We start from the raw sequence: 22,852 nt of genomic DNA, 5'->3' as shown, positions 1-22,852 counted from the left end.
TAAAGCGATCAGAATCGGTAGCTCAAGCCAATCGACGTAATCATGCTTTTAGTATCGTAGAAATCGATATTGGCGTCACTATTGTCGTAACCGGCAAAGGCGATGAACGAGGTGTTCTGCCAGCCAAGGAACTGCTGGTACTCATAGGCAAGGAAGAAGCTGAACATATCTTCATTGCGAGTTTCACCGCTAAACAGTGCATTGGCTCCATCGTAGTCGGCTGAGCCATAGCTACCAGTCAGTGCAAACTGATGTGGGCCAAATGATTGAAATAAGCTCAGTTCACCCGTGATAGTTTTCTTAGCGTTCGCTTCACCATCAGCGTTGTGGCGCTGATAAGTGATCGAGGGCATTAACATGGTTGAACGGCTAATTGGCACGCGTACTTTGGCTTTAGCTTGGTAGGTGCTGCCATTGCGATCAAGATAGGTACCCTGCCAGAAATCATTCTTTACTTCTTTATCCGCGTAGGCTAAATCAAACGACAGCAGGCTACCCGCTACGTTGTTGATTTCCATTCGGTAAGCGTTGCCTTTTACGTCGGTCTCTGTGCGCGTGTTCACCGTATCGTAAGGGTTTTGCCATTCTTCTCCTTCCACGACCGTCGGCAAGTAAGAAAGATTGATCTGCATGCGCGAGGGGAATAGGTATTTGTAGCCCAATTGCAGCGCAACCGTACCTACGGCAATATCTTCACGTGTGGTACCCGCATAAATTTGTTGTTCACTGCGGCTACCAAACGTATAAGCCACGTTACCAAGTGGCGCGGCAAGGAAGTTATCATCAGACTCGGGCTTTGCATCTAAACTGGTTAAGTTGGCCGAAGAGTTGGTATCAAGATTTGATTCACTAGAGGAGTATCCAGCGATCACTGATATTTCGCCACTAAAGCCATTGGCCTCGCCTAGTGTTGCCATCGCTGGCGCTGAAATAGCAATGGCTGCTGCCAATGTTGTGAGCTTTAGATTCATAAAGTTCTCCGTCACTTTATTGATTTAATTTTAAGAATGCGATGCGTCAACTAATCTGACCATACCGTAAAATATTCCAATGTGTCCAAGGGCTTGTATAATTACGCGCTGTTTTATTGTATATCGATCTAGTTTCGAAATCGTTTCAGAGAGTAATCATCGTTATGTTGGCACATTTACTTTTGGTCTTGAATGTTTTGCTAGTCATTCTCAATTCTGCACTTTGCTCGATAGTTATTTGTGTGATTGCAGTGCTGAAAGTTATGCTTCCAACCGCTAAGTTAAAAGCCCGTGCAACGCAATTGGCCAACCAAGTTATGTGGGTTTGGGCGACGTTGAATGCCGGAATCCTCTCGTTATCTAACCGAGTTGAGTGGGATATCGAGGGCGGTGAACAGCTCAAAAAAGATGGCTGGTATTTAATGATCAGCAATCATTTAAGCTGGACCGACATTGTTGTTTTGTGTTGCGTGTTTAAAGACCGCATTCCGATGCCAAAATTCTTTCTTAAACAAGCTCTTTTGTATGTGCCTTTCATTGGCATGGCGTGTTGGGCGTTGGATATGCCATTCATGCGCCGTTATTCTCGAGAATATCTTCTGCGTAATCCGCACAAGCGCGGTCAAGACTTAGAAACTACGCGCCGATCGTGCAAAAAGTTCAAACATACACCTACAACGGTTGTGAATTATGTGGAAGGCACGCGCTTTACCCCTGAAAAACAAAATAAAAGCCGTGCAGGCTATGATTACCTTTTGCAGCCGAAGACAGGTGGTATTGCGTATACATTGGCGGCTATGGGGGAGCTGTTCGAGAACATTATCGATGTGACGCTCGCTTACCCAGAGAATACACACAAACCTTTTAAAGACATGTTGATGGGCCGCATGACTAAGATCGTGGTGCGTATTCGTATATTGCCAGTGGATGAGAAAGTGTCGGGTGACTACTTCAATGACAAACCTTACAAGCGTCAGTTCCAGCAATGGCTAGGGGATGTTTGGCAAGATAAAGATGAAGTTTTAAAGCAGATACATAAAGATACATAAGCCATAGAATCTTTATAATCATTTCATAAAGAAAGGAGCCAATTGGCTCCTTTCTTTATGTTTGAATTACTTATTTTCCAAGTAACTTATTTCTCTAGCAAGTAGTTAACTAGCGCGAAGTACTCGTCCAGTGTTTTGATGTCTTGCGCTTGAACTAGGTAGCGGTTGTTAACGACTACCGCTGGAACGCCGGTTAAGCCGCTGTCTTTAAACTGCTTGTCAAAGCGACGTACCATTGAATCAACAGCAAAACCGTTGAATGCAGAGTCGTATTTGCTTGCAGAGATACCTTCATCTAGGAAGATCTGACGAAGTTCGTCGTCTGAACGCGGTGCACTACGCATGTTGTGGATGCGGTTAAACATCACAGGCACCATTTGGTCTTCTACTTTCAAAGCAATCATGGTGGCGTAAGCTTTGCTCATTGATTTACCCATAGAGCCGCCCATGAACGAAACGTGGTTCTTTTGCAGTTTCACCCCGTCAGGTAGGTTCTCTTTTAGCTGCTGGATAATCGGCTCGAATGTATTACAGTGCGGGCAGTAGAACGAAAAGAATTCAGTTACAACTGGCTTCTTAGAGGGTTCGGTATCAAGAACTTTGTAGTGTTGTCCTTCTGTGTATTGAGCTGCGTGAGCTGACAAGCTCAGCATGACTGTAGTGATGAGTGCGAACAGCTTTTTCATTATTATCTCCATTAAATCGTTGGCAGTTGCCAATTACCACTGAGGCATGAGTGTAAGAGGTGCCTCATTCAGAGCGGCAATTTGTTCTTTAAAGCCTAATACCTGACTTTCCCAGTATTTTGGATCATCAAACCATGGAAAGGCGATAGGAAAAGCAGGATCCTGCCATCTTTTTGCTAACCATGCCATATAGTGCACCATTCGTAGACCGCGTAAAGGCTCAATAAGTTTCAGCTCAGCGTTATCAAAGTCACAAAATTCGTTGTATGCCTCAAGAACGATGTCGAGCTGCATCAGCTTTTCTTGGCGCTCGCCGTTGAGGAGCATCCAGAGGTCTTGTACTGCTGGACCATTACGAGCGTCGTCCAAATCAACAAACATCGGTCCATCTCGCCATAAAATGTTGCCTGGGTGGCAGTCACCATGCAGACGAATCATTTTAGCACTCGGTTGCCAATGCTGCTCAAGCTGCGAAATAAGCAAATCTAAGTCGTTGAAAAAGGCATTCTCAAGATGCATTGGAATGAACGTCGAGTTTTGTAGCAGTTTTCTTGGTTGATATAGGTACTCATCAAGAGAGATGGTTGGTCGATGTTGAAATAACTGTTTTTGGCCGACTTTGTGAATACGTCCCATGAAACGGCCAACCCCTTCAAGCTGTTCTAAGTTATCCACTTCAAACTGCCTGCCACCGACACTGGCAAATAGAGTAAATAAGTAACCTTGATAGCTATGCAGAGTTTGACCATTGAGATTAATCGGAGGTGCAACGGGGATGTCGGCTTCCATCATTTCTAATGTGAAGTCATGCTCTTCCTGAAGCTGTTCTTTGCTCCAACGTTCGGGACGATAAAATTTCACCACATAGCGTTGACGCTCTTCATCAGTAAATTGATACACGCGGTTTTCATAACTGTTGAGCGGGAGAAATCCGGATTCCGCACGAATGCCGACGCTTTCTAAGGCATACCACATGAAATCGGGCGTTAAGGCATCAAAATTAAAGGCTTGATTGGTCATAAATAAAAAAGGCTCATTACTGAGCCTTTTTCCATCGTCACTGTTTGTACAAATTGAAGTTCGTACTAACTAGAGCTTTTTGATAAAGCGACTTTCGACCGAAATGGTGAAGTCTTGGCTGTCAGACAGTATAAACTGAATTGTCGAAACAGGTGAATCAAGAGTCTCAGGGTTAACACCTAAACTCATCGGCAAGTTGAGCACTTCGCCCGGGTCAACTTGAATGGTTTGACGGCCATACCAAGACACATCACTCAAGCCTTCCACATCAAGCGTGTACTGCTGCACTTGTTGAGTTTTGTTGATCACTTTCAGTGTGTAGGTGTTTTCGATTTCACCGGAATTATTGGTTCTAAATAGCTGGTTTCTGTCGCGAAGTACACTTAACCCTGCAGGATCGACGCTAGCCACTTGTACAAAGAATAGACCTATCATCACCAGCAGTACGGCACCATAACCGAGCAGCTTAGGGCGCATGATATGGGTATGATGGCCTTCGAGACGATGCTCGGTGGTGTAGTTGATTAAACCTCTCTCATAGCCCATACGATCCATGGTTTGGTTACAAGCATCGATACAAGCGCCACAGTTAATGCACTCATATTGCAGTCCGTCGCGGATATCGATACCGGTTGGGCAAACCTGAACACATAAGTCACAGTCGATACAATCACCAAGGCCAAGCTGTTTCGGATCGGCTTTACGTGAACGAGGACCACGCGCTTCACCACGCTTAGTATCGTAGCCGACGATAAAGGTATCTTTATCAAACATGGCGGATTGGAATCGCGCATAAGGACACATGTGGACACAAACAATAGAGCGCATCCAGCCCGCATTAGCATAGGTACAGCCAGCAAAGAACAGCACCCAGAATACAGGCCAGAAGGTAGCATTCCAGGTAAAGAAATCCACCACCAGAGATTTAACCGGCACGAAATATCCGACAAAGGTAAAACCGGTAGCTAGCGCAATACCAAGCCAAGCCAAATGCTTTAAGCCTTTGCGCCATATGAGGTGTTTGGTTAGCTTGCCGGAATCTTGCTTGCGCCTTTTATTTGCACTGCCTTCTAGCTTCTCTTCAAACCAGATGTACATAAAGGTCCATACAGTTTGTGGGCAGAGATAGCCACACCAAACCCGCCCGAGGAAGGTGGTAATAAAGAACAAGCCAAACGCAGCAATCATAAACAGAAGTGCCAGAAGGGTAAGGTCTTGTGGATAGAGAGTGGTGCCAAAAAAGTTGAATTGTTGGCTGCCAATATCCAATAAGATAGCCTGGCGTTCACCGAAAGGAATCCATGGAATACCCGCGAAAAGGACTAATAAAAACCAACCACCGTAGCGGCGCAGCTTTTGAAATAGGCCTTTTACTTTCACGGACGTAAATTCGATTGCTTGGGTTAAATCGATCACTGTTGCCTTTATGGGTTTTTGGATTAAAGGTCTTGGGAGTCACATCCTTAATGTCGATCTTATCCTGACTCATTGCACTTCCTTCTGAGACTCGATGGTGAGATTTCTTTTGATCTCACTCTGAATACATTGCTACTCATACCCAACGCTTACAGAACATCGCATTTTGGGTTACTTGGGTATATTGTTTTTATTTTAGTAAATTCTTATAGGCGGCGATTATATACGCAATAACATTCTGATTTCTTTACGGCTATCAACCTTTAACAACAAACATCAGTACAGTTCTATAAATAAATGACCTAACAGTTTTATCTTTCTTACTCAATGGATATAAAAAAAGCGGCCAGTAGCCGCTTTCTAAAGTATTTGGTGATTTAATCGATGATGCCACGCGCTCTTAACAGCGCAGTTTTGAAGTCATCTTCTTGATCTTTTTTAAGACCAGGAATCATTTCATCTTTTTCACTATTGCGCATTTTTAGGTGGTAGATCAGTACGTCGTCTGTGAGATCTTCAAGTTTACCTTCGTAGCCTGCTTCTTGGCCGAGCTTGACGATGAACTCCAGTAGGTTCAGATCTTGGTCTTTCTGCCACTCTGGCTCTAGGAGCTCGAGTAACTCCTCAATACGATGACATTTCATGGGCTTTCTCCGTAGTTTTTATTTTGCAGGTAAGGTATCAAATTGGAGAGTGAATACCAAATCCTCAATTAAACTAAGGGAATGAGGTGGTGAAGAGAGATGAAATAAAAAAGCGCAGTACACTGCGCTTTTTATTAGGCTGCTTTTACAACTTTTGCTGCGTCCGACGCCATAAGAGCGTTTTTCTCAACAAGGGTCATTGCTGGAGCATTTTTTTTTGCTGTCGGTGCAGTAGCAAAAACCACTACGACGACGCGCTGCACTACGGTTCGTGTGCGAAAACCTGACTGCTGTTGGTCGCATTAAGTTACCTAACTGTCAGGCACATCCTTTGCCAATCTAATGGCCTGTACCGTTATGAGTTGAGCTTCAAAATAGCTTGAAGTTTGGCTCTTCTGGCTCCCGCCAATCCAAATAGCGATACAGGAGTGTTGATATGTTGCCATACCAAGATCTAGAGTAGCACCAACCATTTAGTTGGTCGATAGTTGAGCAGTTAAATCTATAATTAAAGTGCGGAATTTTTTGAATAAGCCACTAGAAAAATGATTTTGTGGAGATCAACACTTCAACTTTGAACCGTAAAGGAAGTGAATTGTGTGAGCTAATTAATTGAGTTGGCATAAACGACAGGTTTACTATGACCTTGTACCAAGGAGGTGATGATGTCGTTTTTTAAGAAAACCCTAGCCAGTTTCGGCATTGGTTCGGCCAGTGTCGATACGGTGCTTAAACAGGAAGTGGTTTATCCGGGGCAGAAAGTCAGTGTCACCATCCATGTCTATGGTGGTTCGACGGCCCAAGAAGTAGATAACATTAATTTAGAGCTTTGCTGCCAGTACGTTAAAGAGGTTCCTGCTAGCGGCAAAGAGAACGATCACAGCGGCCGTACGCGCCGTGTGAAGAAAAAACATGTTTTGTCTAAGTGGAGCTTACCTTACGCATTTACCATTGAACCGGGTGACACGCGCGATTTCGATGTTGAACTGGAGGTTCCTATTAACACGCCAGTAACCTTAGGTGATGCCAAAGTGTGGCTTGATACTGGCTTAGATATTTCGATGGCGGTGGATCCAACCGATAAAGACATATTGACGGTTCGCCCTGATGCTTTAATGGATGGGATTTTTACTGCGTTTGAAGAACAAGGCCTGCGAATTCGCCAAGTGGAATGTGAGGCTGTCAGCGGCTTTGAGTTACCGTTTGTTCAAGAGTTTGAATTTGTCCCGACTACCGGGCCGTTTCATGGTCGCTGGCGTGAGCTTGAAATTGTCGCCCATCGAGATGGCAATGATCTCAAGCTTTGGTTTGAGGTTGACCGCAATCGAACGGGAATGAAAGGCATGTTAGCCAGCATGTTGGGACTTGGTGAACTTAAGCGAGAACTGACACTACCATTATCGATGGATCCCAAAGAGGCTGGGGAAAAGGTACTGACTTTCCTCGATGAAACGTCGTGATCTGATGGTTCCTAACCATGATATAATTTAAGCTTACACATGTAAGCTGAATGTGCCATACTAGAGCAAATATTCAATGCTCTAGTGTGGTTTTCATGTCTTCTACTCAAGCGAGTTACAGCCCTAAAGAAGAAATAGCCAATACCATCTCCCATGGTTTGGGTATTTTGTTAGGTGTAATAGCTTTAGTCCTACTGGTGGTCAAAAGCTTAAATGCTGGTAGCGATACGCTAACACTCGTGAGTATGAGCCTATATGGCGCGAGTATTATCGTGCTCTTCACTGCTTCCACCCTATATCACTCGATTGCTTATCCTGCGGCTAAGCGCTGGCTTAAAACTCTCGATCATTGCGCCATTTATTTGCTGATTGCTGGCAGCTATACGCCCTTTATGCTGGTTACTCTGCGCACTCCGCTTGCCATTGGCTTGATGGCGGTGATCTGGGCCATTGCGCTGTTCGGCATCATCATGAAGCTGTTTTTTGTGTATCGCTTTAAGAAGTTATCGCTGGTGACGTATCTCACGATGGGCTGGTTGTCGCTTATTGTGATCTATCAGCTAGCCGTCAATTTGGAGTTAGGTGGTCTGATATTGCTGGCGGCTGGTGGCGTGATTTACTCGCTAGGTGTGATTTTTTATGTGTGGCATAAGTTGCCATTCAATCATGCGATTTGGCATCTGTTTGTATTGGCGGGTTGTGCTTGTCACTTCTTAGCGATTTATCTGTATGTCGAGCCTGTTTAACCTTGGTTAGGGATAGTATGGCTCGACATACCATGACGGTTAACGACGCCAGAACGCTGGGAAGAACAGCACCAGCAAGGTGAGGATTTCCAAGCGCCCCATCAACATTCCCAAGCTAAGTAGCCACTTGGCCGCATCAGGCAGCGGTGCAAAGTTCCCAGTTGGGCCAATCACGCTGCCCATCCCCGGCCCGACATTGGCCACGGCAGTGACTGCGCCTGAAATGCTAGTGATGGGATCTAGCCCCATGGCACTCAAGCCACCTGCAATCGCGATGATGGTGATGAAAAACATCAAGCCAAATGCAACCACAGAGCGAACAATGTCATCATTTACGGGTCTTTGGTTATAACGTTGAACAAACACGCCCGATGGGTGGATGAGCTTCATCATCTGCTTGTTTAACAGAGTGATCGCGATTTGGAATCGGAATATTTTGATACCACCGGAAGTGGAGCCTGAGCACGCCCCTGCCATCATCAAGAAAGCAAATAGTGTGGTAGGCAGTGCGCCCCACGCGGTGAAGTCTTCCAAGCCAAACCCCGTAGTGGTGACGACAGACACAATGTTAAACATCGAAACACGCAAGGCATCCATAACGCGATAGTCGTTGTGAATGACCAACCACGCTGCTACCACCAAGCTTGAAGCGATAAACAGATAGCTGAAGCCTCTGACTTGAGCATCTTGCAATAGTGTCGCTGGGTTGCGTTTTCTCAATGCTCCGACGAACAGCAAAAATGGCAGGCCGCCAAGGAACATGAAAAGAGTGCCCACCAGTGAGCACCATTGGAGAAGTGATTCATCGAACCGTCAGATGTTGAATAACCGCCTGTCGAAAGAGTCGTGAAGGCGTGGTTGATGGCTTCAAACAGAGTCATACCTGTGATGAGGTAGCCAAGTAGGCAAAGCCTGTCAGTACCACGTAGACAATCACAATGTTCTTGGCGACAGTTTTGGCTCGTGGGCTACTTTTATCTGACCAATCTGAAGATTCGGTTTGGAACAGCTTCATACCACCAACATTGAGCATTGGCAGTACTGCCACCGCCATCACAATAAACCCAACCCCACCAAGCCATTGGAGGATTGAGCGCCAAAGCAAAATACTCGGTGCCATGCTATCTAGGCCACTGAGTACGGTAGAACCCGTGGTGGTTATGCCAGACATGGTTTCAAAGTAAGCATCGGTGAAACTGATGTGGTTAATAAATACAAATGGCAGCGCCGCAAAGGCGCTAGCAATGGTCCAAACCAAACTGGTGATCAGAAACATGTCGCGCACACTGAGTTTAAAGTGCGCAGTTCGGCCAATGGTGAGGCAAAGGAAGGCGGCGAGGTGAGTAATGAACACCGCCTTACTAAATTCAAGAAAACCGCTGGTGCCAGAGAAAAACGACACCAGCGTCGGTACATACATAAAGAGTGCCAGCTTGGAGAGCACTAACCCTATGACAAACAATACCGGACGGAAGTTAACCATGTTGGTCTGCCGTTATAAGAAGAATGGGCTTGGTTGGAACAGTGCTTCAACGTCTGGCACGTATTTTTTATCAACCAAGAACATCACAACGTGATCATCTTGCTCAATTACCGTTCGGTCATGAGCGATCAGTACTTCTTCACCACGCACAATCGCGCCAATGGTGGTACCAGGAGGTAAGCGAATGTCACCAATAGCTTTGCCCACCACTTTTGAAGTGGTTTCGTCACCGTGGGCAATGGCTTCGATCGCTTCTGCAGCGCCGCGGCGCAGAGATGATACGTTAACAATGTCGGCACGACGAACGTGTGTCAGTAGCGCTGAAATGGTGGCTTGCTGTGGCGAGATTGCCACGTCGATTACGCCACCTTGGACCAAGTCGACATACGCGCCGCGTTGGATCAGTACCATCGCCTTTTTCGCACCCATGCGTTTAGCTAGCATTGCCGACATGATGTTGGTTTCATCTTCGTTAGTCAGGGCGATAAACACGTCGACTTGGTCGATGTTCTCTTCAGTGAGTAGCTCTTGGTCGGCGGCATCACCACAGAATACGATGGTGTTTTCTAGCTGCTCCGACAGTCTTTCTGCACGTTTATAGCTGCGCTCGATAAGCTTCACACTGTAAGAATGCTCAAGACGTTTAGCGAGGCTGGCACCAATGTTACCCCCACCAACGATCATGATGCGGCGATACGGTTTCTCAAGCCTTTGCAGCTCACTCATGACTGAGCGAATGTGATTACTGGCTGCCACGAAGAATACTTCGTCGTCCGCTTCAATAATGGTGGTGCCTTGCGGGCGAATTGGTCGGCCTTGGCGGAAAATCGCCGCTACACGGGTATCGATGTGCGGCATGTGTTCACGCAGTGCTGAAAGTGCATTACCCACCAGTGGGCCACCATAGTAGGCTTTTACCGCTACTAGGCTGACTTTTTGCTCGGCAAAGCTAACAACCTGCAGTGCTCCCGGGTATTGAATCAGACGTTCAATATAGCTGGTGACCAACTCTTCTGGGGCGATGAGATGATCAACTGGAATGGCGCCTGATTTGAATAGTGCTTCTTTTTCGGCAAGGTATTCTGGCGAGCGGATACGAGCAATACGGTTAGGCGTGTTGAACAGGGTGAAAGCCACTTGGCAGGCCGCCATATTGGTCTCATCCATGTTGGTAACGGCGACCAGCATGTCGCATCTTGCGCCCCTGCTTCGCGGAGCACGTCGGGGTGACTGGCGTAACCATTCACAACACGTAAGTCATACTTATCTTGTAGCTCACGCAGACGGTCACTGTTTTTGTCGACGATGGTGATGTCGTTGTTTTCACCAACAAGGTTCTCTGCGAGTGTGCCGCCAACCTGACCTGCGCCAAGAATGATGATTTTCATACCGTAATCTCTTTATCTACAGTCTTGTTTACTGCCTTGTGATCAATAAAAGGCGACCATTAATGACCGCCTATCTTTGATGAGTTATGCCTGTTACGCTTTGCCCGCTTTTTCGAGTACCGCGTAGTAGAAGCCGTCCATGTCTTCATCACCAGGTAGGATTTGACGACCTGGTTGCTCTGGGTCGGACCCTAGCAAGGTTGCATCTGCAGTTCGCTCAAGGAACGCTTTAACTTGTAGCGCATTTTCTTGCGGTGTAATTGAGCAAGTTGCATAAACCATTGTGCCACCTGGCTTTAGTTGCTGCCACATAGCGTCGATGATTTCGCGTTGCAGATCAGCCAATGCTTCAATATCAGTCGCACGGCGCAGCCACTTGATGTCTGGGTGACGACGAATTACACCTGTTGCTGAACAAGGGGCATCAAGTAAGATGCGATCAAATTGCTCGCCTTGCCACCACTCTTGTGGGTAACGTGCGTCACCACAGATCACGTCAGCTTTGAGGTGCAGGCGATCCAAATTATCGTAAACACGGTCAAGGCGTTTAGCATCGCTATCGAGCGCCACCACTTCCGTGTCTTCAGTGTGCTCGAGAATGTGGGCGGTTTTACCACCCGGCGCTGCGCAGCAATCTAAGATTAGCTCGCCCTCTTTCGGCGTTAAGTAGTTAATGGCCAGTTGTGCTGCGGCATCTTGTACCGACACCCAACCTTTCTCGAAACCCGGCAGTTTGGACACATCACAAGGTGCTGCCAACTTTATCGCATCTGCCGCTTCACTGTGCACCGTGAATTCTATGTCTTCATTTTTGAGCAGTTCTACGTATTCGTCACGAGTGTGATGCTGACGGTTTACACGCAGCCACATTGGCGCTTTGCTGTTGTTTGCTTCAATGATGCTTTCCCACTGCTGTGGGTAGCTCTCTTGGAGCATTTTTAGAATCCAGCTTGGGTGACCGTATTTGCCTGCGTTGTGACTGACTGCGATCTCATCAAGTTCTTCCTGATTGCGCAGGTAGTTACGCAATACCGCATTAATCAGGCCGCGTAGACTTGGCCCGCGCAACGTTTTGGTTGCTTCTACTGTTTCACCCACTGCCGCATGTGAAGGAATACGCATGAAGCTTAACTGGTAGATACCGACCAAAATCAGATGGTGGAACACTCGCTTTTTGCCTTTGAGTGGGTTATCCATTAGCTCATTGGCAATGGATTCCAAACGCGGTAAGTAGCGCAGTGCGCCATAGCAGATCTCTTGTAAGAGCGCGTGGTCTCGAGGGCGAATGGTTCTTTGAGCTGCGGGTAGAGCGTGGGAGAGTGATTGGCCTTTGTCGACAACTTGGAATAGGACATTGGCTGCAGCAGCGCGGACGTTCATGGTAACTACCTTAATGTTGGTGGAGGCATCTCTGCCTCCTAAAATGTACGGACGTATTGTTTTGGGTCTGTTGACCTAGGAAAGCAAGCTAAACCAGCACGCTGCCCACTTCGAACCAATCGGATCGAGAATTTAAGATATCTTGCACAGACATGGCTTTTTTGCTGGAACTTGCAACTGTTCTAGGACTAAAACACCGTTGCCTGTCGCGATGTAGATACCTGTTTTGTCAGCTTGAATAATAGTGCCAGCTGGCTTTTCAGAGCTTTGCTCTGCCACACGGCTTTGCCACACTTTAATGCTGTTTTCGGCAGCAACAAAGTGGCTCATTGGCCAAGGGTTGAAAGCGCGAACGCAGCGTTCAATATGCTCGGCATCGTCAGCCCAGTTAATGCGTGCTTCGTCTTTACTGAGTTTTTTCGCGTAGTTGGCGAGTGCGTCATTTTGTTTGGTCGCGACCGCGGTACCATTGGCGATGTCGATTAGGCAATCAAGCAGCGCTTGTGGACCAAGTTCAGCGAGCTTTTCGTACATAGAAGTGCTGGTATCGCTTGGTTCAATCGGTAAGGTTGCCACACTGAGCATATCGCCCGTATCCAAACCAATGTCCATCTGCATGATGGTTACGCCTGTCTCTGCATCGCCCGCCCAAATCGAGCGTTGGATCGGCGCAGCACCACGCCAGCGCGGCAGGATCGAACCGTGCACATTGATACAACCAAGCTTTGGTGTGTCGAGCACAACTTGTGGCAGTAGCATGCCGTAAGCAACAACAATCATCAGATCGGCATTGAGTGCCGCTAGCTCTTGTTGCGCCTCTGCTGATTTGAATGTCTCTGGTTGGTAGACCGGAATGTCATGCTCTAGTGCTAACTGCTTTACTGGTGGCGCAGCCAGTTTCTTACCACGACCCGCAGGGCGGTCTGGGTTGGTGTAAACGGCAATAATCTCGTGCTCCGAAGACAACAACGCCGCCAAGTGACGGGCGGCGAAGTCCGGAGTACCTGCAAAAACAATTCTTAATGATTTGCTCAAGGTAGGCTTCCTTCTTAATTTGTTGGGCAACTAGCTTCGGCTGGCTTGTTTCTCGTTAAAGCGTTTAATCTTTGCAAGCTTGTCTTGGATACGCTTACGTTTTAGCGGAGACAAGTAATCAACAAACAGTTTGCCTTCTAAATGGTCTAGTTCGTGCTGAACACAGATAGCCAGTAGGTCATCGGCTTCGAATGTGAATTCTTCACCATCACGGTTTAGTGCTTTAACCGTGACTTCTGCTGCACGTGACACCAGTGCGCGAGCACCTGGAACTGATAGACAGCCTTCTTCGATGCCATCTTCGCCGCGCTTTTCGATAATTTCAGGGTTGATTAGCACCATTGGCTCATCACGCGTCTCTGAAATATCGATAACAACAATGCGCTGGTGGAAATCAACTTGCGTTGCCGCAAGGCCGATTCCTTCTTCGTCGTACATGGTTTCAATCATGTCATCAACGAACTTTTGGATCTCTGGAGTCACTTCTTCCACCGGCTTCGCCACGGTGCGTAAACGATCATCAGGGAATGTTAATACTTGTAATACAGACATATACACTCGAAAAATTGAACTGTGCCGAAGCGGCTTAAACCTTGTTGGCTCAATTCTAGACATTTTACAGCCTAAATGACAGCATCCAAGTGTTATTAATGGGACTTATTATTGGTTTGCAGCATTTGTTGAACACAAAGGAATATGGGCGATGCGTCGACTTATCAGGTGCGTACTTTTAGGCTTAACTTCACTTCCATTGGCCTTCTCGGCCAACGTTTTATCCGATAGCAATCTGCCCGTTGTGCTCAAATCCGATGCGCCCCAAACCTATACGGTTGTTAAGGGCGATACCTTGTGGGATATCTCTGCCCTGTATCTTGATAGCCCATGGCTGTGGCCTAAACTTTGGCAAATCAATCCAGAAATCAACAATCCCCATCTTATTTACCCTGGCGATAAAATTACCTTAGTGTGGAAAAATGGCCAACCGACGCTGAGCCTGAAGACAATGGTTAAGTTGAGCCCAAAGGTAAGAGTCCGAGACAAAAAGGCCATCTCTGCAGTAGAAGAGAGCTTGGTGTTGCCTTATCTAAAATCCGATCGCCTAGTGGATGAACAAACTCTCACGCAGAGTGCTGTGGTTTTAGGTGCGAGCAGTGGCACTCAGTATTTAAACCTTGAGGACACTTTTTATATCTCGGGTGAGCACAGTGCGCGCGATTGGGGAATCTATCGTCAAGTTAAGCGTTATCAGCGTGGTGAGCACATTGCCGTCTCCTTGAAGCGAGTGGCGACAGCGACTTTGCAATCAGGTTATCCAGAGAAACAACAGAACCATCAAGAGTACACGGCGCTTGTCGTTACCGAACAAAACAGCGAAATCATGGCCAATGATCTTGCTCTGCCTGATGATGGGCGAGATGGACATTCATTTGATTTGACGTTTTATCCTCAACCATCACCTGCCGACAGTTTTGCCCAAATTCTTGGTTCTCTAAGTGGCAGCCAATATGTGGCGCAAAATCAACTGGTGGTGATTGACCGCGGCCTCAGCGATGACCTTCGTCAAGGCAGTATGTTCTCTTTATTTGAGCAGGGCGCAACGGCGCAAAGCCATTTCGCTAAGGTTCCGAGCTCTCGTAACGGTGAAATCACATTGCCCGATACTCATGTAGGTGACTTAATGGTGGTTAAGCCCTATGACCATTTCAGCTTGGCACTTGTGACTGATAGTCGTGCCCCTATTGGCCAGCAGACCAAAGCGTTCTCCCCTCTGTCCGAATCGAATGAATCCGTAATAGAACCTTTGGAATGACATCTCACTCATTAGACGCTTGGTTGACGCTGAGTTTCACTCCTCGTTTAGGGGCCAAGTCTCTTAGTAAGCTCGTATCCATTGACTCTGCGGATAACATCGTTAATTACGATGCTAAGCAGCTACAAGCGTTAGGGCTTAAGCCGGAACAGGTTCGCTATATTCAAACCCAAGCCAAACGCGATGTAGCCCTATGCATGGAATGGCAGCAGAGCGATCCGCTTAATCACATTATCTGCTTGTTTGATTCTGAGTACCCTCCTTTGCTTAAGCAAGCGCCTTCACCGCCTTCCGTACTGTTCGTCCGTGGCGATAAATCGTCATTGCTAGAGCCACAAGTCGCATTAGTTGGCAGCCGCAATGCCAGTTTAGAAGGGTTAGAGCATGCTCATCACTTTGCCAAAGCTTTTGCGCAACATGGATTGGTGGTGACCAGTGGCTTAGCATTGGGTGTTGATGGTCATGCCCACAATGGAGCGCTGGAAGGGCAAGGAAAAACGGTGGCTGTGTTGGGTTCAGGACTAAAGCAGGTGTATCCCGCTCGTCATCGCTCTCTTGCCGAGCGAGTTGTCGAGCAAGGAGCGTTGGTGAGTGAGTTTCGCCCCGATGCCAAACCTCGGCCAGAACATTTTCCGCGTCGCAATCGCATTATCAGTGGCTTGTCGGCAGGGGTTCTTGTGGTAGAAGCGGCAGAAAAAAGCGGCTCCTTAATTACCGCGCGTTACGCCCTTGAGCAAGGTAGGGAAGTATTTGCGATTCCCGGTAGCATTAATCAGGTCTCTAGCCGCGGTTGTAATCAGCTCATTAAACAGGGTGCAAGCCTAGTTCAAACGGCAAAAGATGTGTTGGATGAAATAGAGCATCTTGTTGACTGGTCTATAAATAATAAGCCTTTTGTGCAGTCGTCGTTGTTTGAATCAGAACAGCCAACAGAAGAATTGCCATTTTCTAATCTGTTAGCTAACGTAGGAGTAGAGGTTACGCCAGTTGATATTTTGGCAAGCAGAACCCATATACCTGTTCATGAAGTCATGATGCAGCTTTTAGAGCTTGAGCTTTCAGGGCATGTTGTTGCAGTTTCCGGTGGCTATATTCGTAAGGGGAGGGGCTAGCTATGATGATGGACATACTGATGTATTTGTTCGAAACCTACATCCATAGCGATGCAGAGTTACAGGTGGACCAAGATGAGCTTGAAGAAGAACTTCTTCGTGCTGGTTTCCATCAAAAAGATATCTATAAGGCGCTGAACTGGCTAGAAGAACTCGCAGCACTTCAGCAAAGCGACGCCCATTCTGCAATTTCAACAGGTGCAGCGACATCGACTCGTATCTACACTCGTCGTGAGATGGATCGAATTGATTTAGAATGTCGCGGTTTCCTCTTGTTTTTAGAGCAGATCAAAGTTCTGACCACAGAGACCCGTGAAATGGTTGTCGACCGTGTTATGGGGTTAGAAACCAACGAGTTTGAGTTGGATGACTTAAAGTGGATTGTGTTGATGGTACTGTTTAATGTGCCAGGCAACGAGAACGCTTACACGCTAATGGAAGAGCTGTTATACAGTAAAGAGCAAGGGATCTTGCACTAATTTCAGTTTGTTAGAGCGATGCTTATCTAGGCGTCGCTCTCCATTATTTGTGAGAGTCCTTTTCTGACATTATGAGCAGTAAAATCGATCAGGAGCTGTTTTCAGCTCACGAACACGCCCTTGAACATCAACCTTGCCCTAAATGTGGTGATGCGCCAACTGGTGGCGAGCTTCAGTTAAGGCATGGTAAACACGGCCCTTTCCTTGGTTGCACACAATACCCTGAGTGCGACTATATAAAACCCTTACATCAAAATGATGGTCATGTGATCAAAGAGCTGGGTGTCCCTTGCCCAGTGTGTCAGCATGAATTAGTGCTTCGCCAAGGCCGATACGGGATGTTCATTGGCTGTAGCAATTACCCAGAATGTCATCATATTGAATCGTTGGATCATAAAGAGCCAGAGGAGGAATCCTCAACCCCAGCTTGCCCTGAATGTGGTAAAGGGCACTTAGTGGAACGTAAGACCCGCTTCGGCAAGCTTTTCTATGCTTGCGATAACTACCCAAGTTGTAAGTTTGCCGTTAACCAACCACCGATTGCAGACAAATGTGAGAAGTGCGGGTATCCACTGCTGGTTGAGAAGAAAGGCGCGGCTGGCGTGCAGCGTCAGTGTGCCGACCGTAAGTGTCACCATATTCAGTCTTAAGATTCAGCATACGAACTCACGAGATATAAAAAAACGGCGCTAAATGCGCCGTTTTTCTTTAATTTGTCCAGTATTGAACGCTTTAGCTTAATTCCTGCAAAGCAGGGTATGCGTCTTTGTCCAAGATTGTTGCTAGCTTGGCTAGACGGCGCTGTAGCTCACCGCTGTAATCTGCGGTCACATTGATGTGACCCATCTTGCGACCAGCGCGTTTCTCTTTGCCATACCAGTGTACGTGACAACCTTCCATCGCTAACACTTCATTCGGAAGAGAGTCTTCACCAAGAATGTTGATCATGCTGGTGGCACGAATAAGCTTAGTGCTGCCTAGTGGTAATCCGCATACCGCGCGAAGGTGGTTTTCGAACTGACAAGTCTCTGCACCTTGCTGCGTCCAGTGGCCAGAGTTATGAACACGTGGTGCGATTTCGTTAACCAATAGCTGACCATCGACATCGAAGAACTCAAGCGCCAGTACACCAACGTAGTCAAGGCTATTCGCAACCGCGGTGAACATGCTTTTGGCTTGTTCTTGAAGCTCAGCATCATCAATGGCTGTAGAAAGGCTGAGTACACCATTGGTGTGAATGTTTTCAGCAAGTGGGTATACCACAACATCGCCATCTTTACCGCGTGCACCAACTAATGACACTTCGCGATTAAATGGCACAAACTCTTCTGCCACAATCGCTTGAGTCTCAGTGGCGGCAATGCATTCAGCCATCTCAGCCCAAATAGTATCCGCGTCGTTTGCATTTTTTAGTCGCCACTGGCCTTTACCATCGTAACCGCCAAGCGCGCTCTTGAGTACCATTGGAATGCCAACGTACTCAATTGCTTTGTCGAAGTCTTCGCGTGTATTGATGACTGCATATTTCGCATTCTTAACTTTCGCTGCGTCGAGTAGCGCTTTCTCAATGCGGCGATCGCCACCGGCTTTAATTGCTTCAGTACTTGGAAGAAACTTACCGCTCTTCTCACATACATCTAATACATCATGAGGAATGTGCTCAAACTCGGCAGTAATCACATCAGCTTGTTCAATCGCATTTTCCAAACCATGACCAATAACTGCTTGAGTCAGTGGGTGGACAATGTTTTTGCTGCCGACATCGAATGCTGAGATTTCTAGATTCAGCGGAGCGCCCGCTAATGACATCATACGAGCCAGTTGACCCGCACCAAGTACTAAAACATGCATCAGATTAGTCCTCTGCAGGGTTTGGGTTAGCTAATACTGTTTCTGTTTGCTCGCTGCGGAAAGCTTCAACCTTCGCCATCACTTCTTCATCATGAGTACCAAGGATTTGAGCCGCTAGGATGCCCGCATTCGCTGCGCCAGCTTCACCGATAGCAACGTGCCAACTGCGATGCCTTTTGGCATTTGAACGATAGAAAGAAGCGAGTCCATACCTTTTAGTGCACGAGACTGAACTGGCACACCAAGAACTGGCAAACTAGTGAAGGCTGCACACATACCTGGTAGGTGCGCTGCACCGCCGGCACCAGCGATGATCACTTTAATGCCACGCTCTTTTGCGCTGTTTGCATAGTCTGCAAGAAGTTGAGGGGTACGGTGTGCAGAAACCACTTTTGTTTCATAAGCAACACCAAACTGATCTAGCATGTCTGCTGCTAGCTTCATGGTTGGCCAATCAGATTTAGAACCCATGATAATACCGACTTTCATCTCAAACTCCTTCAAGCTTTTTAAATTGGGTAGGCTGGCAATTTGTGCGCATTATACGAGGATTTTTGCCTCAAGCAAACGTTTGCGTGGTAATGAGAAGAAAGTTGATACATTTTATAAACAAATAGCTTTAGGTACTCGGTGTGATTATTTGTACACTTGTTATTGATTCAATGGATATATGTAAATTTAAGGTGAAACCGTGAGTAATTTTGAGCAGGTAGTGAGCGCACTAAAACAGGGGGAAGTGATCGCTTATCCAACCGAGGGCGTGTTTGGTGTGGGGTGCGATCCGGATGACACATCCGCTATTGAGAAACTACTGGAAATCAAACAGCGACCTGTAGAAAAAGGGCTGATTTTGATTGCTGCCAGCTACGAGCAACTAATGCCTTATATTGATGAAAGCCAGCTCACCAAAGAGCAGTTAGATAAAGTGCATGCAACTTGGCCAGGCCCTGTTACGTGGATCATGCCAGCCAGCAAGCAGGTATCTGATTGGGTGTCGGGTCAGTTTGATTCCATTGCAGTTCGCGTTACAGATCACCCTCTGGTTCAAAAACTGTGTGTTGAGTTTGGTAAACCGCTAACATCCACCAGTGCAAACTTAACGGGTGAGCCACCGTGTATGACCACGCTAGAAGTGGAGCAGCAATTAGGTGATCGCTTAGTGGCTATTTTGGATGGTGAAACGGGCGGACGTAATAAGCCAAGCGAAATCCGAGATGCCAAAACGTCCAAGATCCTAAGACAATGATCCTAAGACAAGGTTAACTGGGGTATACAGACCCTTGGGCCACTCGTTCTAGAAAAAAATAAAAAGAGTGAAGGAAGTAGAGATGTCAGCCATTGATAGTCAGGGCATGGATAATCAGAGCGTGGATAAACAAAGCGTAAAAGCCTTTCTAATGGCTTTGCAAGATTCCATTTGTCAGCAACTAGAACAAGTAGATGGCAAAGCTGTATTTGAAGAAGAGGCTTGGCAACGCGAACCGGGCGAACGTTTGGGTGGCGGTGGCCGCACTCGCGTAATGAGAGAAGGTGCGGTATTTGAGCAAGGTGGTGTTAACTTCTCTCATGTAGAAGGTAAACAGATGCCAGCTTCTGCAACAGCGCACCGACCGGAATTGGCGGGAAGACGTTTTGAAGCATGGGTGTCTCTTTAGTCATGCATCCAAACAATCCATATGTGCCAACCTCGCATGCTAACGTGCGTTTTTTCATTGCTGAAAAGGATGGTGAAGATCCAATTTGGTGGTTTGGTGGCGGTTTCGACTTAACGCCATTTTATCCATTCGAAGAAGATTGCCAGTTCTGGCACAACACAGCTAAAGAAATATGCGCACCTTTTGGAGCCGACGTTTACGCTGAGCATAAAGCTTGGTGCGATGAATACTTCTTCCTCCCTCATCGCGATGAAACCCGAGGCGTGGGTGGCTCTTCTTTGATGATCTAAACCAATGGCCTTTTGATAAGTGCTTTGATTACATCAAGGCGGTGGGTGAAGGTTATACCCAAGCTTACTTGCCGATTGTAGAAAGACGCAAAGATGAAGCCTTTGGCGAACGTGAACGAGAGTTTCAGCTTTATCGTCGTGGCCGATATGTCGAATTCAACTTGGTATACGATAGAGGTACCCTGTTTGGATTGCAAAGCGGTGGTCGCACCGAATCAATTTTGATGTCCATGCCGCCGCTTGCGCGATGGGAGTATGGCTTTGAGCCAGAGGTGGGCTCACCAGAGGCTCAGCTTTACGAGCGTTACCTCAAACCGAGAGAGTGGTAGCTCTTTCTTCACCAAAGATATGATGTTAGGGTCGTTACATTCGTAATGACCCTTTATTGTTTCTGGTAGGTAAGGACATGACCCAGCAAATAGACCGTTATGCCGTTTTTGGTAATCCAATCGGTCAGAGCAAATCCCCATTTATTCATACACTGTTTGCGCGTCAGACAAATCAATCGATGACCTATACTGCTCTTCAACCAGAAAGTGATGCTTTCTTGCAAGCTGCTAAAGAGTTCTTTGGTGAAGGGAGTAAGGGCTGTAATGTCACCGCACCATTTAAAGAAGATGCGTATCAGTTTGCTGATCGGTTAACCGAGCGTGCCCAGCTCGCGGGTGCGGTTAATACCTTAAAGAAACTTGATGATGGGCAGATCATTGGTGATAACACCGATGGTGAAGGCTTAGTTCAAGATTTGCTTCAATATCAAGTGCTGCTGAAAGATTCGCGTATTTTGTTATTGGGAGCGGGTGGTGCTGCAAGAGGCGTGATTAAGCCGCTTCTGGATCAAGGCGTCAAAGAGATCGTCGTGGCGAACCGCACCAAGCAAAAGGCCGAAACGCTGGCAGAAATGTTCTCACCCTATGGCCTGGTCATTGCGAAATCATTGGACGAAGTCGATGAGAGTTTCGATATCGTTATCAACTCTACGTCATCAGGGTTAACGGGTGAGCTGCCAAAAGTGAGTGATGTCATTTTCTCAAACGGATCTACCGTCTATGACATGATCTACCGTGCAGAGGTGACGCCTTTTAATCAATGGGCGTTGGATAGCGGTGCGCATGTCGCGTATGACGGGCTCGGAATGTTGGTTGGTCAAGCGGCAGAGAGCTTTATGTTGTGGCGTGGCATTAGGCCGGGTACCAAGCAAATACTCCGTGAGCTAAGAAAGAATCTACAAGGTTAGAAAAGAGTGAATCAATCTATTTTGTTCCCAGACATGCAGTCTTGGGATGAAGGTAAACAAGCTGTGATGTTTCCAGCTCAACAATCGGGTGCATTGATAGAGTGTGTGGTAGGTGTTGATAAACTCGCCGAGCTAGTTGGTCATTCTGTTGAAGGTAAAGAAGCGGCTTTGAACGCTTTTGAACAATGTCGCTTTGATTTAGAAGAGCTGGCCGAAGAGTTAATAGAAGATGAGATGTTTAACTCGAACGGCAGGTAGAGGTTGGTTAATTACTTTTCCTCTATATCTACCACTTCATTCAGATAGTCATTTTTGTTCTGAACATAGTTGTTGGCAGATTTCTGTAAGAAAGCGCGTTCCTTATCCGTTAATGGGCGTGCTTGTTTAACTGGGCTGCCAACATACAAATAGCCACTTTCTAATCTCTTTCCTGGTGGGACTAAACTGCCGGCGCCAATCATTACTTCTTCTTCTATTACTGCGGCATCAAGAACAATTGCGCCCATTCCGACTAAAACCCGATCATGGATAATGCAGCCATGTAGCATTACCTTATGACCGATGGTCACATCGTTGCCGATAATCAGCGGGTAGCCTTCAGGATTTTCTGCGTTTTTGTGGGTGACGTGCAGGACTGAACCGTCTTGAACATTAGTACGCTCACCAATATGGATGTGGTTAACATCGCCTCGAGCAGCAACCAGTGGCCAAATACTCGAATCGTCACCAATCTTGATATCGCCGACCAATACGGTGCTACTATCTATATAGACACGTTTGCCGATTTGAGGCGCGATACCTTTATAACTACGAATTGAAATCATACTTTCTCCTTCTTCATGAGGATTAAAGGGCAATACTGCCCAAAAGAGTAGCAAAAATAGCGCTTATTGTTTGAAAATCACTCAGACGGTAAAAAAAAGCAAAAAAAGTAAAAAAAGCGCTTGCCAATGTGAAGCTGATCTCTATAATGCCCCCTCGCTGACACGGGAACGCTTCGAAAGAAACGAGAAGGTAGTTAGCAAGGTCAATTAGCCAAGCGAAATGCTTGAAAAAAGTTTGAAAAAAGTGGTTGACACTAAACTTTATCTCGCTAAAATGACCGCCTCTTGTGAGTGATGTGAGTCACAAACAAGAAAG

General features: G+C 46.8%; 18 protein-coding genes and 6 pseudogenes. 11 read left to right on the top strand and 13 right to left on the bottom strand.

Annotation, left to right across the window (positions count from 1 at the left end):
• Window positions 1-8: 8 nt before the first annotated feature.
• Window positions 9-971, bottom strand: coding sequence for a DUF2860 domain-containing protein (locus UA76_RS18845; RefSeq protein WP_047049400.1), 963 nt, complete (start codon window positions 969-971; stop codon window positions 9-11).
• A 164-nt stretch (window positions 972-1,135) separates the two neighbouring features.
• Here UA76_RS18845 and UA76_RS18840 point away from each other — a divergent pair, with 164 nt between their 5' ends.
• Window positions 1,136-2,020: an acyltransferase gene (locus UA76_RS18840; RefSeq protein ID WP_047049398.1), complete on the top strand. Its 885-nt coding sequence runs from the start codon at window positions 1,136-1,138 to the stop codon at window positions 2,018-2,020.
• Window positions 2,021-2,106: 86 nt separating this feature from the next.
• On the opposite strand, the gene UA76_RS18835 is transcribed toward UA76_RS18840, so the two are convergent.
• The 4 genes and pseudogenes from UA76_RS18835 to UA76_RS18820 all read right to left on the bottom strand — a co-directional run bounded on the left by UA76_RS18835 (window position 2,107) and on the right by UA76_RS18820 (window position 5,786).
• The gene (locus UA76_RS18835; protein ID WP_047049396.1) at window positions 2,107-2,706 is read right to left on the bottom strand and encodes a thiol:disulfide interchange protein DsbA/DsbL; all 600 of its coding nucleotides are present in this window, start codon (window positions 2,704-2,706) and stop codon (window positions 2,107-2,109) included.
• Between the two features lie 33 nt (window positions 2,707-2,739).
• Window positions 2,740-3,726: a serine/threonine protein kinase gene (locus UA76_RS18830; protein ID WP_047049394.1), complete on the bottom strand. Its 987-nt coding sequence runs from the start codon at window positions 3,724-3,726 to the stop codon at window positions 2,740-2,742.
• A 69-nt stretch (window positions 3,727-3,795) separates the two neighbouring features.
• Window positions 3,796-5,215: pseudogene (ccoG, locus tag UA76_RS18825) on the bottom strand (cytochrome c oxidase accessory protein CcoG).
• 304 nt (window positions 5,216-5,519) lie between these two features.
• Complete coding sequence (locus tag UA76_RS18820) at window positions 5,520-5,786, bottom strand: YihD family protein (RefSeq protein ID WP_047049393.1); 267 nt, start codon at window positions 5,784-5,786, stop codon at window positions 5,520-5,522.
• Between the two features lie 665 nt (window positions 5,787-6,451).
• On the opposite strand from UA76_RS18820, the gene UA76_RS18815 reads away from it, so the two are divergent.
• Complete coding sequence (locus UA76_RS18815) at window positions 6,452-7,246, top strand: sporulation protein (RefSeq protein ID WP_047049392.1); 795 nt, start codon at window positions 6,452-6,454, stop codon at window positions 7,244-7,246.
• Window positions 7,247-7,341: 95 nt separating this feature from the next.
• A complete protein-coding gene (trhA, locus tag UA76_RS18810; RefSeq protein WP_047049389.1) occupies window positions 7,342-7,992 on the top strand; it encodes a PAQR family membrane homeostasis protein TrhA in 651 nt (216 codons plus the stop codon).
• A 39-nt stretch (window positions 7,993-8,031) separates the two neighbouring features.
• On the opposite strand, the pseudogene UA76_RS18805 reads toward trhA, so the two are convergent.
• The 5 genes and pseudogenes from UA76_RS18805 to def all read right to left on the bottom strand — a co-directional run bounded on the left by UA76_RS18805 (window position 8,032) and on the right by def (window position 13,830).
• Window positions 8,032-9,475: pseudogene (locus UA76_RS18805) on the bottom strand (TrkH family potassium uptake protein).
• A gap of 12 nt (window positions 9,476-9,487) precedes the next feature.
• Window positions 9,488-10,863, bottom strand: a pseudogene (gene trkA, locus UA76_RS18800) (Trk system potassium transporter TrkA).
• Between the two features lie 93 nt (window positions 10,864-10,956).
• Window positions 10,957-12,243, bottom strand: coding sequence for a 16S rRNA (cytosine(967)-C(5))-methyltransferase RsmB (gene rsmB / locus UA76_RS18795; RefSeq protein WP_047049388.1), 1,287 nt, complete (start codon window positions 12,241-12,243; stop codon window positions 10,957-10,959).
• Window positions 12,244-12,331: 88 nt separating this feature from the next.
• Window positions 12,332-13,278 (bottom strand): annotated as a pseudogene (fmt, locus tag UA76_RS18790) (methionyl-tRNA formyltransferase).
• Window positions 13,279-13,308: 30 nt separating this feature from the next.
• Window positions 13,309-13,830, bottom strand: coding sequence for a peptide deformylase (def, locus tag UA76_RS18785; protein WP_047049386.1), 522 nt, complete (start codon window positions 13,828-13,830; stop codon window positions 13,309-13,311).
• A 151-nt stretch (window positions 13,831-13,981) separates the two neighbouring features.
• Here def and UA76_RS18780 point away from each other — a divergent pair, with 151 nt between their 5' ends.
• The 4 genes from UA76_RS18780 (at window position 13,982) to UA76_RS18765 (ending at window position 17,329) form a co-directional block, all read left to right on the top strand.
• Window positions 13,982-15,088 carry a LysM peptidoglycan-binding domain-containing protein gene (locus UA76_RS18780; RefSeq protein WP_047049383.1) on the top strand — a complete coding sequence of 369 codons (1,107 nt, stop codon included), beginning with the start codon at window positions 13,982-13,984 and terminating at the stop codon, window positions 15,086-15,088.
• Window positions 15,085-16,200 (top strand): DNA-processing protein DprA, encoded by a 1,116-nt coding sequence (dprA, locus tag UA76_RS18775; protein WP_047049381.1) that lies wholly within the window; start codon window positions 15,085-15,087, stop codon window positions 16,198-16,200. Before UA76_RS18780 ends, dprA begins: the two co-directional genes overlap by 4 nt.
• A gap of 2 nt (window positions 16,201-16,202) precedes the next feature.
• On the top strand, window positions 16,203-16,679 hold the full coding sequence (locus UA76_RS18770) for a DUF494 family protein (protein ID WP_047049379.1): 477 nt from the start codon (window positions 16,203-16,205) through the stop codon (window positions 16,677-16,679).
• Window positions 16,680-16,750: 71 nt separating this feature from the next.
• Window positions 16,751-17,329, top strand: coding sequence for a DNA topoisomerase family protein (locus tag UA76_RS18765; protein ID WP_047049377.1), 579 nt, complete (start codon window positions 16,751-16,753; stop codon window positions 17,327-17,329).
• A gap of 82 nt (window positions 17,330-17,411) precedes the next feature.
• On the opposite strand, the gene UA76_RS18760 is transcribed toward UA76_RS18765, so the two are convergent.
• Window positions 17,412-18,530, bottom strand: a complete 1,119-nt coding sequence (locus tag UA76_RS18760; RefSeq protein WP_047049375.1) for a 5-(carboxyamino)imidazole ribonucleotide synthase — start codon at window positions 18,528-18,530, stop codon at window positions 17,412-17,414.
• Window positions 18,531-18,534: 4 nt separating this feature from the next.
• Window positions 18,535-19,019, bottom strand: a pseudogene (gene purE / locus UA76_RS18755) (5-(carboxyamino)imidazole ribonucleotide mutase).
• Window positions 19,020-19,221: 202 nt separating this feature from the next.
• On the opposite strand from purE, the gene tsaC reads away from it, so the two are divergent.
• The 4 genes and pseudogenes from tsaC to UA76_RS18735 all read left to right on the top strand — a co-directional run bounded on the left by tsaC (window position 19,222) and on the right by UA76_RS18735 (window position 21,970).
• Entirely contained in the window at window positions 19,222-19,776 is a 555-nt protein-coding gene (tsaC, locus tag UA76_RS18750) for an L-threonylcarbamoyladenylate synthase type 1 TsaC (RefSeq protein WP_047049373.1), read from the top strand.
• A gap of 106 nt (window positions 19,777-19,882) precedes the next feature.
• Window positions 19,883-20,804 (top strand): annotated as a pseudogene (gene hemF, locus UA76_RS18745) (oxygen-dependent coproporphyrinogen oxidase).
• A gap of 77 nt (window positions 20,805-20,881) precedes the next feature.
• Entirely contained in the window at window positions 20,882-21,712 is an 831-nt protein-coding gene (aroE, locus tag UA76_RS18740; RefSeq protein WP_047049370.1) for a shikimate dehydrogenase, read from the top strand.
• A 6-nt stretch (window positions 21,713-21,718) separates the two neighbouring features.
• Window positions 21,719-21,970: a DUF1488 family protein gene (locus tag UA76_RS18735; protein ID WP_047049368.1), complete on the top strand. Its 252-nt coding sequence runs from the start codon at window positions 21,719-21,721 to the stop codon at window positions 21,968-21,970.
• An 11-nt stretch (window positions 21,971-21,981) separates the two neighbouring features.
• On the opposite strand, the gene UA76_RS18730 is transcribed toward UA76_RS18735, so the two are convergent.
• Complete coding sequence (locus UA76_RS18730) at window positions 21,982-22,536, bottom strand: gamma carbonic anhydrase family protein (protein WP_047049367.1); 555 nt, start codon at window positions 22,534-22,536, stop codon at window positions 21,982-21,984.
• Window positions 22,537-22,852 lie beyond the last annotated feature (316 nt).

It is taken from the genome of Vibrio mexicanus (genome assembly GCF_001012815.1).
Lineage (GTDB): Bacteria > Pseudomonadota > Gammaproteobacteria > Enterobacterales > Vibrionaceae > Vibrio > Vibrio mexicanus.
Note: the sequence above shows the minus strand (reverse complement) of the source record. Positions and strands in the feature narration are given on the sequence as shown.

Coding starts and splice junctions, on each gene's coding strand:
- UA76_RS18845 (WP_047049400.1), bottom strand. CDS start 971: ATGAATCTAAAGCTCACAACATTGGCAGCAGCCATTGCTATTTCAGCG.
- UA76_RS18840 (WP_047049398.1), top strand. CDS start 1,136: ATGTTGGCACATTTACTTTTGGTCTTGAATGTTTTGCTAGTCATTCTC.
- UA76_RS18835 (WP_047049396.1), bottom strand. CDS start 2,706: ATGAAAAAGCTGTTCGCACTCATCACTACAGTCATGCTGAGCTTGTCA.
- UA76_RS18830 (WP_047049394.1), bottom strand. CDS start 3,726: ATGACCAATCAAGCCTTTAATTTTGATGCCTTAACGCCCGATTTCATG.
- UA76_RS18820 (WP_047049393.1), bottom strand. CDS start 5,786: ATGAAATGTCATCGTATTGAGGAGTTACTCGAGCTCCTAGAGCCAGAG.
- UA76_RS18815 (WP_047049392.1), top strand. CDS start 6,452: ATGTCGTTTTTTAAGAAAACCCTAGCCAGTTTCGGCATTGGTTCGGCC.
- trhA (WP_047049389.1), top strand. CDS start 7,342: ATGTCTTCTACTCAAGCGAGTTACAGCCCTAAAGAAGAAATAGCCAAT.
- rsmB (WP_047049388.1), bottom strand. CDS start 12,243: ATGAACGTCCGCGCTGCTGCAGCCAATGTCCTATTCCAAGTTGTCGAC.
- def (WP_047049386.1), bottom strand. CDS start 13,830: ATGTCTGTATTACAAGTATTAACATTCCCTGATGATCGTTTACGCACC.
- UA76_RS18780 (WP_047049383.1), top strand. CDS start 13,982: ATGCGTCGACTTATCAGGTGCGTACTTTTAGGCTTAACTTCACTTCCA.
- dprA (WP_047049381.1), top strand. CDS start 15,085: ATGACATCTCACTCATTAGACGCTTGGTTGACGCTGAGTTTCACTCCT.
- UA76_RS18770 (WP_047049379.1), top strand. CDS start 16,203: ATGATGATGGACATACTGATGTATTTGTTCGAAACCTACATCCATAGC.
- UA76_RS18765 (WP_047049377.1), top strand. CDS start 16,751: ATGAGCAGTAAAATCGATCAGGAGCTGTTTTCAGCTCACGAACACGCC.
- UA76_RS18760 (WP_047049375.1), bottom strand. CDS start 18,530: ATGCATGTTTTAGTACTTGGTGCGGGTCAACTGGCTCGTATGATGTCA.
- aroE (WP_047049370.1), top strand. CDS start 20,882: ATGACCCAGCAAATAGACCGTTATGCCGTTTTTGGTAATCCAATCGGT.
- UA76_RS18730 (WP_047049367.1), bottom strand. CDS start 22,536: ATGATTTCAATTCGTAGTTATAAAGGTATCGCGCCTCAAATCGGCAAA.